The organism is Brevundimonas sp. FG128 (genome assembly GCF_057809775.1).
The window spans coordinates 569,202-584,971 of the sequence record NZ_JBMDKP010000001.1; the positions used below are offsets into that span (position 1 = coordinate 569,202).

The following is a 15,770-nucleotide window of genomic DNA, read 5'->3' on the forward strand; positions in this document are numbered from 1 at the left end:
TCAATGGCCGGCAAACGCTTCACCGTCCGGAGTCGCGACATTCGCTGGCGCGAAGGCCGCTACGGCAAGCGACGGCGATCGCAGTTGCTGAGCCGCCCGCCGAGACCGCGGCCCGTCCTTGATGTGGTGATCGCGCTCGTCGCCAGCCTGATCGCAGGGGGACTCGTGCTCTGCATGGCCTTCCTGTTGTTTGGCTCCTACGGCTTGCCCCTTCATCTGGGGTATGGCGTCATCCTCGCCGGCGTGACCCTCTGCAGCCTGCTGATGGGCCCGCGCGACCGGGGAGGGGTGATGATCACGGCCGGTCTGGCGCTCGTCTGGATCCTGGGAACGGCCAGCCTCTACGTCGTTCGGGACGATATTCATCTCCGCCCCCACGAACATCGCAAGCCGGCGGTGGTCTTCGGTCGGGAGCCGTCCTGAATGCCGGAGCTTGCCGCGCTTGCGCCGTCGCCTCGTCCCGTCCGAATCGCGCGGGGCGGCTGGCTGGACGCGCTGCGCTTCATCGTTGGGGCGCTGATCATCCTCTACCATTTCCGCGAGGCCTCGCCGGTCCCGCTGCCGCAGCTGCACCCGGTGTTCGAGCGCGGCTATCTGCTCACCGACTTCTTCATCATCGACTCCGGCTATGTCCTGGCCCGCATCTACGGCGACCGGTTCGCGTCCGGTCAGGCGTCGCTGCGCGCCTATGCGCGTCAGCGGCTGCTGCGTGTCATCCCGGCCCACCTCGTCGTCAGCCTCATCCTCGTGGCGATCGTCGGCGGCGCCGCCTTGGCGGGGGTCGCGCCCAGCAATCCGCGCTGGTTCGACTGGTCGCAGCTGCCCGCCCAGGTCCTGCTGGTCCAGGCCTATGGCGTACCGGGCGGGCAAGGGTGGAACGCCCCGACCTGGACCCTCTCGGCCCTGATCGGCTGCTATCTCCTGTTGCCGTGGATCTGCCGCGTCCTGTGGCGCTGGCCGCCGGTTGTCGTCGTGATCGGCGCGACGGCCCTGGTCCTCGCCGCCGATGTCGCCGCCTCGCTCTGGCTCGGCGATCCGATCTACCGCCTGCCGATGCGCTACGGCATCCTGCGCGCTCTCCCGCTGTTCCTGCTCGGGGTCGCGGCAGCCTTCTACGGCTCGCGGGTCTATGTCGGGCCGCGCCTGGCCGGAGCGATCGGCGTCGCCGCCGCCGTCGCGCTCGTCCTGTGCCAGGCCTTCGGCGCCTTCAGCCTCTTGTCGCTGGGCCTGATGACCGTAATTATCTGGGCCGCCGGCGCCGTGCCGGTACGCACTCCCTCACGGCTGATTGAGCATCTGGCCCTGATGTCGTTCTCGATGTTCCTCACCAATGAGGTGAGCCGCATCGTCTGGTTCGGCCTACTCGACGCTCTGGGCCAGGAGGCTTGGTCGTCCGGCGTTCGCTGGATCCTGTGGGCCGTCGGATTCGTCGGGGCCTTCGTGGCGGCGGCGGTCTTCCGGTACGGCTTCGACCGCCCGGTGCAGGTCTGGCTCAATCCGTCCAGGGCCGCGTCGAACCGCGAGCGGATGGGCATCGGGGCTGATCCGGTCACGCCTGCGGCCCGGCCGAAGCTTCATATGACGGGCAGGGGCCTCAGCCCGGCCGAGTACCGCGCGCAGCATGGCGGTCACCCGCATCAGGCTGACTTTTCGCGCGGCGCCGATGGCGGCGACGGCAGGACGGCGGAAGGGAACGAAGCGGATTGAGCGGACCGGCCGTGAACCGGTTGCCTGACGACCTCCGGCGGCCTGTCGGGCGTCAGGCGCCGTTGTGCCGGCCGAACACGCGGGTGGAGCCGTCGTTGAGGATCAGGACAGTCGTATAGGGTTCGCGCCCGGCGGCCTCCATGCCCGGCGAGCCCGCGGGCATGCCGGGCGCGCTCAACGCCCGGGCGGCCGGGCGTTCCGCCAGCAATCGATCGACGTCGCCGGCCGGGACATGGCCCTCGATGGCGTAGGCGCCGACCACAGCGGTGTGGCAGGAGGCCAGCCGGTCCGGAATGCCATGCTGGGCCCGGATCGGCGCCAGGTCCTCGCGCTCGACGACCTCGACGGTCCAGCCGGCCTGACGCATGTGGGCGATCCACCCGCCGCAGCAGCCGCACCAGGGGGTCTTGTAGGCGGTCATCCGCTTCGGCGGCGCGGCGAGGGCCGGGCAGGCCACGGCGGTCAGGGAGAGGCCGACCAGCAGGGCGCGGCGGGAAGGACGGGTCATGGCGGCGATCCGGATGCTGCGGCGAAGACGGACACCCTAGACCGATGACCGCCGCGCCGCGAAACGACCCGGTGTCACAGGGGGGCGCTTGGCGGCGCAGACGATAGGGACATAGGCGCGGCCTGTGTGTTCCCTTTCTGTTCTGATCTTGGTACAGCGGCATATGAGCGACGGGCCGGTTCGCAAGATCATCCACGTGGACATGGACGCCTTCTTCGCCTCGGTGGAGCAGCGCGACGACCCGGCCTTGCGCGGGCGGCCGGTGGCGGTGGGGTACGCCGCCCAGCGTGGCGTCGTGGCGGCGGCCAGCTATGAGGCGCGGGTCTTCGGCGTGCGTTCGGCCATGCCCTCGACCACGGCCTTGCGCCAGTGCCCCGACCTCGTCTTCGTCCCGCCCCGGTTCGAGGTGTATCGCGCCGTCTCCAAACAGATCCAGGCGATCTTCGCGGACTACACGCCTCTGGTGGAGCCGTTGTCCCTGGACGAGGCCTATCTCGACATCACCGACAACCTGCGCGGCCTGCCGACCGCCTCGGAGACCGCCGTCGAGATCCGGGCCCGCATCCTGGAGGAGACCGGCCTGACGGCGTCGGCAGGGATTTCCTACAACAAGTTCCTGGCCAAGCTGGCCTCGGACCAGCGCAAGCCCAACGGCCAGTTCGTCGTCCCGCCCGGACGAGGCGAGGCCTTCGTCGAGACCCTGCCGGTGAAACGCTTCCACGGGGTCGGGCCGGTGACCGCCGCCAAGATGAGCCGGTTGGGCATCGAGACCGGCGAGGACCTGCGGCGCCAGTCGCTGGCCTTCCTGCAGCAGCATTTCGGCAAGTCCGGTGCCTGGTATTACGCCATCTCGCGCGGTGAGGATCATCGTGCGGTGAACCCGAACCGGGAGCGCAAGTCGTCCGGATCGGAGACGACCTTCGGAAGCGACCTGACCGATCCCTCGGCGATCGAGGCGGGCGTCATCGCCATGGCGGGCGATGTCTGGGGCTGGTGCGAGAAGTCGGACGCCTACGGCCGCACGGTGACGGTGAAAGTGAAATGGGCCGACTTCCAGCAGGCGACGCGCAGCCGGTCCTTCCCCGAACCGGTGACGTCCAGGGAGCGGCTCGAAGAGATCAGCCTCCTGCTGGTTCGCTCCCTCTATCCGCCCGCCAAAGGCATCCGCCTGGTCGGCGTCAGCCTGTCCAACTTCAAGGCGCCGGCGCCCTCGGCGTCCGACCAACTCGCCCTGGCTTGATGGACGTGCAGGCAGACCTCTTCGGCGAGCCGGTTGTCGCCGGGCCCGCCGCCCCGGCCGGGTTCCGTTACTGACCTGATCTTCTCTCAGAGGACGAGCAGGCGAGGGTGGTGCGCGCCCTGCAGGCCTTGTCCTTCAAACCCTACGAGCACCTCGGTTATCTGGGTAATCGTCGCATCGCCGCCTTCGGGCGGCGCTATGATCTGGCGCGCCAGGCGCTGGAGGCGGCCGAGCCTTGGCCGGCGTTCCTGCAGGACCTGCTGGGTCGGTTGACCGACCGGGCCGGTCTGCCGGCGGAGGACTTCGTTCAGGCGCTGGTCAACGAATACCAACCCGGCGCCGGGATCGGCTGGCACAGGGACCGGCCCGTGTATGGCCAGATCCTCGGGGTCTCGCTGCTGTCGCCCTGCACCATGCGCCTGAGACAGAAGCGCGGCGCCGGTTGGGCGCGAGCCGGCGCGCCGCTGGCGCCGGGCTCGGCCTATCTGCTGTCGGGCGAGGTGCGCCGGGACTGGGAGCATTCGATCACGCCGATGACCACGCTGCGCTATTCGATCACGTTCAGGACGCTGGCGTGAGACGCTTTAGAGCGATAATTCGATCCGGCTACCACGAGCTCAAGCCGCCTTTGGCAGCCTCGATGTCTTGTAGTTCGTGGTCTTGACGGGGACGAACCGCAGCACGACGTCATGGAACTTCCAGACTTTGCGCAGGCGCTCGTGCATCAGCTTCAGCTCGTACTGCGCCATCAATGGTATCGAACTCCGCTCGGGAACGGCGGCCCGATGGTCGTACAGCAGCCATAGGCAGACATCGTAGTCGGCGCCGGCGATGTGTTCCGTCTCTTCGCGGATATATTCGAGATACGCGGCGCGGGCGGGGCTCGCTGATATCCGGATATGGTCCCTGATTTCCTTCAGGAAGACCTCGTCGCGCAGGAAGGCTTCGCAGTAGAACGAGGCCTGGGCGAAGAGGTGGTTGAGGGACGAGGAGTCCTTGTAGGGCTTGCAATGGATGATGCGGACGCGACCGGCGTCCGTGAGATCGAGGATATCGCAGAACTCCTTGTCCTTGCGGCCCAAGCCGATCTTCAGCTTGGCGCGATCGAACAAGATGCACTGGGTCCGTAGTTCGCAGACCCGGGAATTGAAGATGCTTTCCTTGTTCATCTTGGCGACGTCGTCGCTGATGTCGATCCCGGCGTAGATGACCTCGCAGGGTTCCTCATGGATCACATCACGCACGAACTGGGTGATCTCGACGTAGAAGTCGTCATCGATTTGCAACCAACGCCCATCGCTCAGGACGAAATAGCGGCCCTCCATTTCGTGCTCGAACTGCAGGCAGCGGTAGAGGGACCAGCGCTTCGACGACAGCACGCGATCATCCTCGGTGGAGTAGGCGTAGATTTTCTTGGCGATGAGCTTCTCCCTGGTGATGGTCGCCAGCTTGAGCTCCTTTAGCTGGCTCGGGTCCAGGTAGGCGTAGACGTCGTTCGCGCGCTTGGCGTGGTTCGAATAGGTGAAGCCGAAATCCGCGTCGTCCAGGAACTCCGGGATGCCCAGTCCGATCTTGTCCAACTCGCCCGCTCTAAGGACACCGATCAGGACGGCGTCGAGGTCAGCGGCCTGTTCCGGCGTCGCCTCTGAGAAATTCTTGTAGTTGGGGAACAGGGTCGCGTAGTCCTTCAATTCGAAGGCGGCGAGGAACGCCTCGCACTGGGCGACGAGCAGCGGCCAGGTGAGCTTGTTGGCGCCGATGACCTTGATGGTCAGGCTGTCACGGCCCTGTAGGGTGACGTTCTTGTCGCCCTTCATATGGGCGGAGATGTAGCGGAGGTCCTCGGCTTCGCTGAGCCCAAAGGCGAAGGAGTCCGCGGGCTTGTTCACCTGGCGATCGATCTGCGTCGGCGTGACCGTATTGCTCTGGCTCTTGGTCTGACGGATTTCCTCATTGCCACACATGTTCATGGCGGTCTTGATGCCGAAGTCAGACTCGAACGCCCTCTGGTCGAGGTAGCTGGCCGCGCTACGCCCGAATGAAGCGGCAAAGACCCTTTCGCCCATTAGGATCAGCAAGATGCCGTTGGGGTTGGTGCTGGTGGCCTTGAACGCGATTTGTTTGTCTTCAGGCAGCTTGTCGTTAGCGAAATCAAGCCAGGGCGGGTTCTTCCGTTGTGTGGTGGTCTCGAAATAGAGGAACCGGCACGACGCGCCTTCGACATCGAAGTCGAAGGACTTGGTCGAACCCTTGGCCAGGACATTCTGTTCAGGGTCGAACACGGTCGAGAAGTCCCGTCCCTCCTTGGAGAGATAGAACGAGATCTGGGCGATCTCCGTCTCGTCTTGGGCCATCCTCCGTCCTCCCCAGCAACTCTAGGTAACAGGGCTCCGCGATCTGTCAAAACCCAGGGTGACGAACTTCTGCGCGCTCCAGCCTGTCCTGGTGATCTCCCTGATGACAGCAAGCGCTAAGGGCTCCGCCCTCGCGCGGGCCAGGGTGGAGCGGCTGCCCCGCCGGACCGGCCGGTCTCCCCGACCTTCCGCGCCGGTCACGACCGTCACGATCGTCATCAGGGTCAGGCTTGTGCAGGTCGGGCGATCCCCCTCCGGCCGGTCCGCCCTGGCCCTTGCTACCCCGGTCTCGCCGACGGGCAGGGTTTCAGGCGCGCAGTTCGCGTGCCTGCAACCCATGCCCAAAGGAGGCAGACATGACTGCTCAATCCATCGAAACCGCCGCGACCGAGGCGACCGCGCCGCAGCACGGCGCGGAACTGATCGTGCCGCTGAACCGGCTCAAGGCCTCGCCGAAGAATGCGAGGAAGACCCCGCACAACGCGACGACCATCGAGGCCTTCGCGGCCTCCATCAGGGCCAAGGGGGTGTTGCAGCCGCCCGTGGTCGAGGTCGAGCGGGACGGGGAGGGCGCCCCGACCGGGAACTACCTCGTCACCATCGGCGAGGGACGCCGTCAGGGGCTGCGGCTGCTGGCCAAGCGCAAGGCGATCAAGCGCACCCATCCGGTGCGCGTCATCGTGGACGCCGAGAACGACGCCCACGAAATCAGTCTGGACGAGAACATGACCCGCGAGGCCATGCATCCCGCCGACCAGTTCGAGGCCTTCCAGCGGCTGGCCGTGGAGAAGGGCTACGGCCCCGAGGAAATCGGCGCCCGGTTCGGGGTGTCGGCCCACGTCGTGCGCCAGCGGCTGCGGCTCGGGTCGGCGGCGCCGGAATTGATGGCGGCCTATCGGGACGGGACGCTGGCGCTCGACCAGTTGACGGCCTTCTGCGTCAGCGAGGACCGGGAGCGGCAACGGCAGGTGCTGGAGCAGGTCGGGCCGCACACCCCGGCCTACGCCATCCGCCGCGCCATGACCGAGGCCAAGGTCCGGGTCGATGACCGGCGGGTGCGCTTCGTCGGCGTCGAGGCCTATGAGGCCGAAGGCGGCGGAATCCTGCGCGACCTTTTCACCGAGGACGGCGGCGGCTGGCTGGAGGACGTGGCGCTGCTGGACCGGCTGGTCGGCGAAAAGCTGGCGGGGCTGGCCGACGAGGCGCGCGAGCGGGAAGGCTGGAAATGGGCCGAGGCGAGTCTGGAGTATCCGGACATGTCCGGGTTCGGTCGGGTCTATCCGGTGGCTGTGGAACGGTCGGAGGCGGACGCCGCCGTCATCGCGGCCCTGTCGGAGGAATACGACCGTCTGGTTTCGGAAACAGACGCGGCGGAGATGCTGCCGCCCGGAGTGGACGCCCGGCTGGAGGAGATCGACAAGGCCTTGCAGGCCTTCGGCCCGGACTTCGACTACACGCCCGAGGCCAGGGCGCGGGCCGGGATCGTGGTCCTGCTCGGCCACGACGGTCTGGCCCGCTTCGAGCGCGGGCTGGTGAGGGCCGAGGACGCGGTGGCGGTCGCCGAACCGCCGCCGCCCTTCGAGGACGGAGCAGCCGAGGACGTCGGGACCGGGGCCGGGCAGGAGACGGACCGGAGCCGGGCCGAGCCGGAGGAGGCGGGCGCGGCCCTCTCGGACCGGCTGGTCATCGACCTGACGGCCCACAGAACCATGGGCCTGCGCGACGCGGTGCAGGCCGATGCGGGGGCGGCGCTGGCGACCGTGGTCCACGCCTTGGCCCTGCAGGTCTTCTATCCGACCTACGGCGTCTGGACGCCGCTGCAGCTTCGGATGACGGTCAGCGGACTGGAGCGGCTGGCGCCGGGGGTGGAGGACGGTCCCGCCGGTCGCCGGGTTCGCGACCGGTGCGAGGCGTGGGGCGCGCGCCTGCCCGAGCGGGCCGGAGACCTGTGGGGCGTGGTCGCCGGTCTGGCGCCGTCCGAGCAACTGGACCTGATGGCCTGCTGCGCCGGGGTCGGCCTCTACGCCGTGCGTGACCCGCACGACCGGCGTCCCGGCGCCCTCGCGCAGGCGGAGACGCTGGCGGCGGCGGTCGGCCTCGACATGACCGGGACGTGGTCGGCGACGGCGGCCAGTTACTTCTCGCGCGTGTCCAAGGCGCGGGTGCTGGAGGCGGTGACGGAGGCCGTCAACGCGGTGGAAGCGGGCCGGATCGCCGGGTTCAAGAAGGCCGACATGGCCGAGGCGGCGGAGAGGCTGGTCGAGGGCAAGGGATGGCTGCCAGTTGTCCTGCGGACGGCCGTGGCCGGGGCGCCGGAGGAAGACGACGAGGGCGAGGCGGCCGAAGCCGTGACGCCGCCCGACGCCGACGCCTACGCGTTCGCGGCCGAATAGCCGCCGCGCCGGATTGAGGAAAAACTCGCCGCGCGCCCTTTGGGGGCGCGCGGCTTTTTGTGCGCTTGGGTGGCGGCTGGTGACTCAAAGCGGACGGTCGGGGGGTCTGCTCTCAGCACGATCGCAAGCGTCGCGCGATCGAATCGGATCTGACTCGTCGCTGACGCAGCAAAAAGGTCTCGCCGGCTGAGGCCTCATCGCTGCTACGGCTGGATCAAGCTACGGGCAGATTGATGATCTGATCGGCATAGAAGCGATCAGCATCAAGAATTGTTGTGCGGTTGATCCGGACGATATCTTTGGCGCGTTTCGCGTTGCCGAGCTCGCGCTCGGCGATATCGGCCAGGCTCCGCGTCCCAGCCGTCACGGTGTGACGACGAAGGGGCCGGCCCTCGCCATCCACGGCCTCGGGAAGCTCATCGCCACGGAAGCCGCCCCGTGAAATGAACTCCCACGCCTCATAGTCGGAGGCCTCCCGCTGCATCTCCGCTGCCAGCGGCTCCAGGGGCTTCGGCCGCCAGATGTCACGCGCGTGGTCCGCGGGCGCCGCCCATCGGACGATCGCCGCCCTAGACACCTCATGGATGGTCTGGGGACCTTTGCGATCATGCTTGGGCAGATTCCGCATGACTACGGATGCGATATCCCAGGTCTTGTTCTTTGGATCGGCGTTGCTGGTCGGCGCGAGGACGTCGGGCCGAATACCCCAAACCTTTGAATAGGGAGAGATATCGATTCCGAGACCCTGTAGCTTGGCGCCTTCCCAAATCCACTCCAGCGCCTCATCCGAGAGACCCCGGATTTCGCCGCCGCCGCCCACCGAGCCATGGTCGCCCGGGAACCACTGCTGCTGGTAGGGACGGTTCGGATCGTCGACCGGAGCGCCTCTGGCAGTATTCAGCTCGTCGACGTTTTCCCAGAGCGTCACGTCGAATTTCTTGCGCCGCTCGTCCACCGCTACCGCGTGCCGGGCCGCCTCGACCGACGGATGGAGGCGATCATCATGGAACTCGGCGGCGTCGTACTCTCCATCGCCGTCGTCGTCGCCGAGCATGGGATCGCCGATGGTCTTCACGGTGTCCCAGACGCCGATGTAGCGAATGTTCAGCACGGGCAGCTGCGCCGCCCCGGCCGCGTCGTGAAATCGGGCGCGCCAGTCTCGATCCTGTTCGCTCGCGCACAAGTCGGGCGAGAACTGGACCCGGAAGCGATTGATCTCGTCTAGCTCCTCGATGGCGTCCTTTTTCTCCCGCCGCTCGTAAAGCGAGGCCGCTACGTGGATCTTGTCGGCGAAACAGCTGTTCACGACGCCGACGTGCTGCAGCAGACCGGCGAACGACCGGGCCGTGTAGGCGCCCCGTGAAAAGCCGAAGATGAAAATCTCATCGCCGGGCTCGTAGTTGAAGACAAGAAATTTGTAGCCCTCAACAATGCGCTGAAACAGGCCCTTACCAGTCGCGCCGCCGACGAGCTTGTCGCGCCAGCTCCCTGTGCCGACACCTTCGTCGTAGTAGACGACCTGGGAGACGCCCTTGTGGGTGTTCTTAACCGCCGACGCGGTAATTGCGACGTTGGTTGCGTGCGGTCGGTCCAAGGTGTTTCCGGTACCGTCGAAGCAGAAGATCAGGCGTTTCAAGATGGTCTCCACTGAGGCGCGTCGTCACGGCCCAAGGTTTCTAGCAAAGGTGATCTGTGGCCCGGTCGATCACGGCGAAAGAACTGCGTCGCGGACGTGTGTCGTCCCCCCAGATTTGTCATGCAGCCTCGATCTCCCGCGCACCGGTCGGGACATGGCCGATGTCAAAGGCGTGGGCGAAACCTGAGGCGCCGTTCTGGTCGTAGAGACGCAGGGGGGCGTCTGCCTTCGGCATCCATACCCGGCCGGTCTCAACCGCCAGCGACGCTGGCAACACCGGAAAAACGTGGATCGGGGTCGATTGGCCGTGCACCGCCTTGATCCGGTTGAACAGCCCGCGAAGAAGGCGGCGATAGTTCGCCTGATCCTCCGGCCGTCGCAGGATGTCGTTATGGGCGCCGGTCGCGGTAATTGACCAGATCGCGGTGTCGTCGCCCAAAACAGCGCGAATCCGAGCGTCGTCGACGTCGGCGCTGACGGCCAGCTTGAGCGCGATTGGACCCGCGCCGGACGCATGTTCGCCGACGTTCAGGACGAGCGCTGGCTGGTCGTCCTGCCACGCCCATGTAGCGGGTTCACGATGACGCTGGTGGATGGCGGCGGGGACGATGTCGCCGAGCAGGCGTCCGAGTTCGATCAGCAGGGGCTGGGGCGCGAGCGCGAAGACGCTGAGATGGCGGATGTCCTGCCGTTCGATCCGGTTCCGGATCGCCGTCTCGAACTGGCGGCCGAGGTTGAGGCGCTGCGTATCCCAGTAAATCGGCTCGTCGTCTCTGAAGGTCGCGCCCACCAGTTCCAGGTCGATCGTTTCGCCGGACGCCGGATGCCTGTGCGGCCGCATGGCGTCGAAGATCTCTCGCGTGGACACCAAGGCTGGGTTCTCGGCAATCCTCGCCGAAAACCGCACCACATGGGAGGCCAGGTCCGGCCGGATGGCGACGTTTCGGACGATACGGCGCTCGTGCTCGGCCTTCATCTCCAGCAGCAGGGTCTCGGGGTGATCGTCGGGCGCATCCACGTCGATGAGCTTGTGGTGACGCGCGCACATCAGCATCAGGTTGTCCAAGCGCTTGGCCAGCAGAGCGGACCGCACCTCATCGCCGCGCGGACCGTCCGGACTGTCCGCCACGATATGGGCAAGGAAGCCGAAGGTCCCGTCTTCACGGCCCGCGATCAGGTCGCCGACGAGGTATTCGGAACAGCCCCGGTATTGGCAGCAACCGCCCGCGCGGGCCCACAGGGCGTTGGCGACCTTGTTGGGGATGGTGGTCTTCGCCATCACGCGGCCTCCACATGCCGACCGCTCGCCGTCCAGTGTCCGGTGGCGCGCCAGCCCTCGTATGCGGCCAGCCATTCGATGATCCAGGGGACGGTCGTCTCGGCCAGACTGTCCGCAGGAGACCAGTCGTCGGCCTCGGGGTCGAGCATGCAAAGGACGACCGAGCCGTCCGACCGGTAGTAGACGTGGGGCAGTGCACCTTCCGCGTCGCCGGGCCGGCGGCGGAGCGGCGGCGTCAGAACGGTGACCTCAGGCTGCGTGTTGCGCACGTCGGGGCGTTCGATGACGAGGGGCGCCCTGTAGACAATTCGAACCTGGAAGGTCTGGAGCAGGGGCTTCAACGGGCCCTGCCAGACGGCGCGATTTCCGGCCCTGGCCGCCAGCGCCAGCTGGGGCCAGAGCCGCGCCATGTCGGCGATCTGGGTCTCGATGGTGCGGGTCACGACGGGCGGCGCTCCCCCATATTGGTGTGAGCCACGGCGCGGACCGGCGACAGGCCGGCGGCGACCCCGATGATCGCGGGCGCCGCCGGCGTGAACAGGCCGCCGTTGCGGGTATAGCCGTGCTGCTGGCTTTTCACCTGGCGACCGAGACGCTCGTTGAAGGCGACGACCGACCGGGTGACGACGCGCTCGCCGAACTGCTTGCGCAGCCAGGCCTGGAGATCTTCCAGTTCGACATTGCGCCGCGCGGCCTCAAGACCGTCGGCGAGGGTGTTGAGCAGGCCGGCGTAAGTCCGCTGCTGGGCGTGGGTCTCGGGCCAGCGGTCGGTGAACTTTTCGAGCTCGAGCACGGGGTTGGGGACCGCGATCAGGCGTTGGGCGCGGTCGGCCTCCTCGATCGCCCGGGCCGTCCAGCGCGCCTGACGGATCAGCATGTCGGCTAGGCCGAGGCCCGGAACGGCCGCCTTGCCCGCGTGGCACGAGATGACGACGGAAGGCGGGATACGGCCATCGGCGTTGGCATAGGCGATGTTGCGGTGGCGCTTGAGGAGTTGCTGCGCCACCGTCGCCACGTTCTTGATGACCAGAGGGGTCTGGGGCGGAACCTCGTCCACATCCGCGGCGGCGAAGGCGATGCCGGCGTCCTCGTAAAACCGGCTGTTCATAGCGAGGGCGAAGCGGTCTTCGGTCGGCGTGCGGTCCCGGTACCAGTCGAGGAAGCCCCACGCGTTCATGAGGACATAGCGGCCGGGGTCGGCGCTGTCCGACTTGTGGTGCACGATCTCGCTCACCTTCTCGGCCGGCGCCGCGCGCCGGGAGGGGGTGATGTCCAGATGCATGCCGTCGGCGTAGTAGAGGGTCATGCAGCGGGTCTGACGCTTGATGCGAACCTGCGGATAGCCGGCGAGCGCCGCTTCCAGCAGGTCCATCAGGTGGGCGGCAGTTTCGCCGGCCCCGTCGATCTCGCAGATGATGTCGATGTCGTACTCGTCGTCGGTGCCGCGCGTGGAGATGGTGGCGTCGATCGCCATGGATCCTTGCGGATAGAAGGCCCGCACCCGTCCATGAAGCGGACTGCCGGGACGTTCGATGAAAGCGCGCACAGAAGCATAGCGGTCGCCGGCTTTGGCGTGGAGCCCGGGCGGCAACTGGATGTTGATGGCGATCTCGGCCAGCAGGGCGTCGAGCGGATCGGCGAAGGGATCAACGGTGCGGAAATCCCGGAAGGGCGTCGGAGCAGACATCGAGAGTGGGGTCTTTCGGAAGGGAACGCCGCCCTGCGGCGTCCGGGTTGAATCAGCCCTTCGGGGGGAAGGGATCGGAGCCGTAGGAGTTGGCGTCGCGGATACGACCGTCGGGACGGTGGATGATGACTTCACCGCGTTCGCGGCTGGCGGTGGAGCGGGCGGCGGCTTCAGCTTGCGCCTGGGTGGAATGCACCGAACCGACGCGGGAAGCGCCTTCGCGGCGGGCCGCCCATTCCGATCCATGCGGGACGACGTGGATGCGTTTCGACATTTTTGGCTCCTCAAGACGACTCGGGCCTATCCCTCATCGTTGGAATGATTAACGCCGAGAACGGCCGTGCTGTCAAATAAGCACATCCTTATGTTTGTCATACACACATTTGTGCATGGCATTGACAGGCTGGCCGGGCGCAACGCAAACATGCACGCATGTCGGATGATGAGATCTATAAGGCGTTCGGGCGATCGGTCGCTGCGCGGCGCCGGGAGCTGGATCTCACCCAGGCCAAGCTGGCCGCGCGAGTGGGGATGTCGCGCGCCTCCATCGCCAACATTGAGAGTGGCCGCCAAAATGTTCTGCTTCATCATGTCTACAGCCTCGCGTCGGCGCTCGCCGTGGCCAAGCTGGCTGACATCCTACCGGCCCCTGTTCGCCCCATCCGTCATGATGATCTTGAAGTGATCAGGTGGGACGACACGGTCGCGGTCACCTCCCAGACACGCGCCCAGATCACCGACATGATCGCGAGCGCCATGGGACAGCGCGGCCAGAAGGTAGGGTCGTGACCGTCACGGTAGAGCAGGCTCGGGAGAAGGCACGCGCGGTTCTTGCCGACTTTGGCGTCAAAAGCGCGCCCGTGCCGATCGAGCGGATCATCAAGGCGCGCAACATCGCGCTCCAGTATGCGCCGTTGGACGAGGCCCTTTCGGGCATGGCCTACATCAAGGACGGGGTGGGCATTATTGGGGTGAATGCCCTGCATCATCCCAACCGCCAGCGCTTTTCGGCGGCGCACGAGTTGGCCCACCACGAGCTTCATGCGCCTCTCATCGAGAAGGCCGTTCACGTCGACAGCGGTCTGCGGGTGCTGTTCCGGGACGAGGTGTCCGCACAGGGTACGGACGATGTCGAAATTCAGGCGAACGCCTTCGCGGCCGAACTGTTGATGCCACGGGATCTGCTGAGAGCCGCGCTCGACGGCGGCGGCATAGACATGGATGACGACAACGCCGTCGAGGCCTTGGCCCGGAAGTTCCGAGTGAGCGCCTCCGCGATGCGGTACCGCTTGGCTAGCGGCCTCTAGACCGGAGCCTGAGGTGAGTTTCGTCTTCTTCGATACCGAGACGACGGGCCTCCAAAAGGGCTTCGACCAGATCGTCCACTTCGCAGCGATCCGGACCGACAACGATCTGAACGAAATCGATCGCTTCGAGGCGCGATGCCGGCTGATGGTGCACATCGTTCCTCATCCCGCGGCCGTAACCACCAATGGCATTCCGATATCGCGGCTGACCGATCCGGGTCTGCCGACCCACTACGAGATGATGCGTCAGGTCCGCGCGAAGCTCCTGGACTGGACGCCCTCGATCGTCGTGGGCTTCAACTCGATCCGGTTCGACGAAGAGATGATCCGCCACGCCCTCTTCCAGACCCTCCACGATCCCTATCTGACCAGCCGGAACAACAACTGTCGGGGCGACGCGCTCGGCCTGGTCATGGCGGCGGTCGCCGATACGCCGAGCTGTCTCGTCGTTCCTCTCGGTTCGGAAGGCCGCCTGACGTTCCGCCTCGAGGCGTTGGCGGCGGCAAACGATCTTGACCACGCGATGGCGCACGACGCGATGGCCGATGTCGGCGCGACTCTGGCTCTATGCCGCATGGTGAAGGACGGCGCGCCGGATGTCTGGCAGCGCTTTGTGCGTTTCTCGAATAAGGCGGCCGTCGCCCAGTTCGTCGCCTCCGAGGATGGGTTCCTGCTGACCGAGTTCTACGGCAACGAACCCTACCCGTCGCCCGTGGTTTTGGTCGGCGCGGACCCTGAGCAGGCCGCCAATGGCAGGCTCTGTCTCCGTCTCGATATTGACCTCGACGGGCTTGTCGCCCTGTCCGATGAAGCCTTGAAAGAGGTTCTCGCTGAGAAGGCCGGACCTGTCCGTCGGCTCCGCATTAATGCAGGGCCGGTTCTGACGCCCCTCTATGACGTGCCTGACGCCCTGCTCAACGGGCGAACCGTAGACGACCTTGAGACCGTCGCCCGTCGTGTGAAGGACGATGCCGCCCTTTGCGCCCGGATCGTTGCCGCCTGGGCGGCCGGGCGGACCCCTTACGAACGATCCCCTCATCCCGAGCGTCGCACCCATGACGGCTTCCCGGGGGCGGCCGATGAACTCCGGCGTGACGACTTCCATGAAGTGGGGTGGGCTGAGGCTGTCAGGCTCGTCGAGCATTTTGACGACGACCGGCTGCGTGTGTTTGGCCTCCGGCTAATCTATCTCGGGAATCGCGCCGTTCTTCCGGAGGCCCTTGCCGCGGAGGCGGAGCGTGCGCTCACGGATCGTCTGATCGAGGACGAATCCGGCGGGCTGACACTGACCGCCGCGCTGGCCGAGACGAACAGATTGCTCGCTGCGGCAACCGAGGAGCCCACTCGCAAGCTGCTAGAGGGCTACAAAAACTGGCTTCTCGATCGAATCGAAAGAGTCACGGCGTTTCGTCGTAAGAGGCTTGAAACCCAGACCTCGAACGCTGTGCCCTCCTAACGCTTGCCCGCAACAAGCCCCCTCCGCGGCAATCTTCGGCAACTTTAGGCCTGGATTGGGTCACCCACTCGCGGCGATCTCCAAGCGATCGGCAACTGATGGGTACGCCCCTCAACGTCCGCTGTCTGACCGCGAGCGAATGTCCGCTGCTGGCGCCTTCCGGGCTTCCCGCCGGCTGTCCGCCGCGAAGGCCGGAAGGCGAC

15 protein-coding genes are annotated in these 15,770 nt (G+C 66.4%); 8 read left to right on the plus strand and 7 right to left on the minus strand.

All coding sequences use genetic code 11. From position 1 onward, the window contains the following. Window positions 1-3: 3 nt before the first annotated feature. Together ACODSC_RS02850 and ACODSC_RS02855 are read left to right on the plus strand one after the other, a co-directional pair. Window positions 4-423 (plus strand): hypothetical protein, encoded by a 420-nt coding sequence (locus ACODSC_RS02850; RefSeq protein ID WP_488811641.1) that lies wholly within the window; start codon window positions 4-6, stop codon window positions 421-423. After that, the gene (locus ACODSC_RS02855) at window positions 424-1,707 is read left to right on the plus strand and encodes an acyltransferase family protein (protein ID WP_488811643.1); all 1,284 of its coding nucleotides are present in this window, start codon (window positions 424-426) and stop codon (window positions 1,705-1,707) included. A gap of 52 nt (window positions 1,708-1,759) precedes the next feature. On the opposite strand, the gene ACODSC_RS02860 is transcribed toward ACODSC_RS02855, so the two are convergent. Then, the gene (locus ACODSC_RS02860; protein ID WP_488811645.1) at window positions 1,760-2,215 is read right to left on the minus strand and encodes a DUF411 domain-containing protein; all 456 of its coding nucleotides are present in this window, start codon (window positions 2,213-2,215) and stop codon (window positions 1,760-1,762) included. A 163-nt stretch (window positions 2,216-2,378) separates the two neighbouring features. Between ACODSC_RS02860 and dinB the strand changes: the two genes are divergently transcribed. Further along, window positions 2,379-3,455, plus strand: a complete 1,077-nt coding sequence (dinB, locus tag ACODSC_RS02865; RefSeq protein WP_488811647.1) for a DNA polymerase IV — start codon at window positions 2,379-2,381, stop codon at window positions 3,453-3,455. Between the two features lie 110 nt (window positions 3,456-3,565). Then, window positions 3,566-4,033, plus strand: coding sequence for an alpha-ketoglutarate-dependent dioxygenase AlkB (locus tag ACODSC_RS02870; RefSeq protein WP_488811649.1), 468 nt, complete (start codon window positions 3,566-3,568; stop codon window positions 4,031-4,033). Between the two features lie 39 nt (window positions 4,034-4,072). On the opposite strand, the gene ACODSC_RS02875 is transcribed toward ACODSC_RS02870, so the two are convergent. After that, complete coding sequence (locus tag ACODSC_RS02875) at window positions 4,073-5,809, minus strand: DUF6119 family protein (protein ID WP_488811651.1); 1,737 nt, start codon at window positions 5,807-5,809, stop codon at window positions 4,073-4,075. Window positions 5,810-6,165: 356 nt separating this feature from the next. Here ACODSC_RS02875 and ACODSC_RS02880 point away from each other — a divergent pair, with 356 nt between their 5' ends. Then, on the plus strand, window positions 6,166-8,202 hold the full coding sequence (locus ACODSC_RS02880; protein WP_404419579.1) for a ParB/RepB/Spo0J family partition protein: 2,037 nt from the start codon (window positions 6,166-6,168) through the stop codon (window positions 8,200-8,202). Between the two features lie 214 nt (window positions 8,203-8,416). Here the strand turns inward: ACODSC_RS02880 and ACODSC_RS02885 are convergent, their stop codons facing one another. From ACODSC_RS02885 to ACODSC_RS02905, 5 genes are all read right to left on the minus strand, one after another. Next, complete coding sequence (locus tag ACODSC_RS02885; protein WP_488811653.1) at window positions 8,417-9,838, minus strand: T6SS phospholipase effector Tle1-like catalytic domain-containing protein; 1,422 nt, start codon at window positions 9,836-9,838, stop codon at window positions 8,417-8,419. A 118-nt stretch (window positions 9,839-9,956) separates the two neighbouring features. Then, window positions 9,957-11,117 (minus strand): SAVED domain-containing protein, encoded by a 1,161-nt coding sequence (locus tag ACODSC_RS02890; RefSeq protein WP_488811655.1) that lies wholly within the window; start codon window positions 11,115-11,117, stop codon window positions 9,957-9,959. Beyond that, complete coding sequence (locus ACODSC_RS02895; RefSeq protein WP_488811657.1) at window positions 11,117-11,560, minus strand: type II CBASS E2 protein; 444 nt, start codon at window positions 11,558-11,560, stop codon at window positions 11,117-11,119. The genes ACODSC_RS02890 and ACODSC_RS02895 overlap by 1 nt, the downstream gene beginning before the upstream one ends. Then, window positions 11,557-12,804 (minus strand): nucleotidyltransferase domain-containing protein, encoded by a 1,248-nt coding sequence (locus ACODSC_RS02900; protein ID WP_488811659.1) that lies wholly within the window; start codon window positions 12,802-12,804, stop codon window positions 11,557-11,559. Before ACODSC_RS02900 ends, ACODSC_RS02895 begins: the two co-directional genes overlap by 4 nt. 52 nt (window positions 12,805-12,856) lie before the next feature. Next, window positions 12,857-13,078, minus strand: a complete 222-nt coding sequence (locus ACODSC_RS02905; RefSeq protein ID WP_488811661.1) for a DUF2188 domain-containing protein — start codon at window positions 13,076-13,078, stop codon at window positions 12,857-12,859. Between the two features lie 158 nt (window positions 13,079-13,236). Here ACODSC_RS02905 and ACODSC_RS02910 point away from each other — a divergent pair, with 158 nt between their 5' ends. From ACODSC_RS02910 to ACODSC_RS02920, 3 genes are read left to right on the plus strand one after another with little or no spacing between them, the layout of a single operon-like run. Further along, window positions 13,237-13,593 (plus strand): helix-turn-helix transcriptional regulator, encoded by a 357-nt coding sequence (locus ACODSC_RS02910; protein WP_292029838.1) that lies wholly within the window; start codon window positions 13,237-13,239, stop codon window positions 13,591-13,593. Further along, window positions 13,590-14,111, plus strand: coding sequence for an ImmA/IrrE family metallo-endopeptidase (locus ACODSC_RS02915; RefSeq protein ID WP_292029841.1), 522 nt, complete (start codon window positions 13,590-13,592; stop codon window positions 14,109-14,111). The genes ACODSC_RS02910 and ACODSC_RS02915 overlap by 4 nt, the downstream gene beginning before the upstream one ends. A gap of 13 nt (window positions 14,112-14,124) precedes the next feature. Beyond that, window positions 14,125-15,567: an exonuclease domain-containing protein gene (locus ACODSC_RS02920; protein WP_488811664.1), complete on the plus strand. Its 1,443-nt coding sequence runs from the start codon at window positions 14,125-14,127 to the stop codon at window positions 15,565-15,567. The last annotated feature ends 203 nt before the right edge of the window (window positions 15,568-15,770 follow it).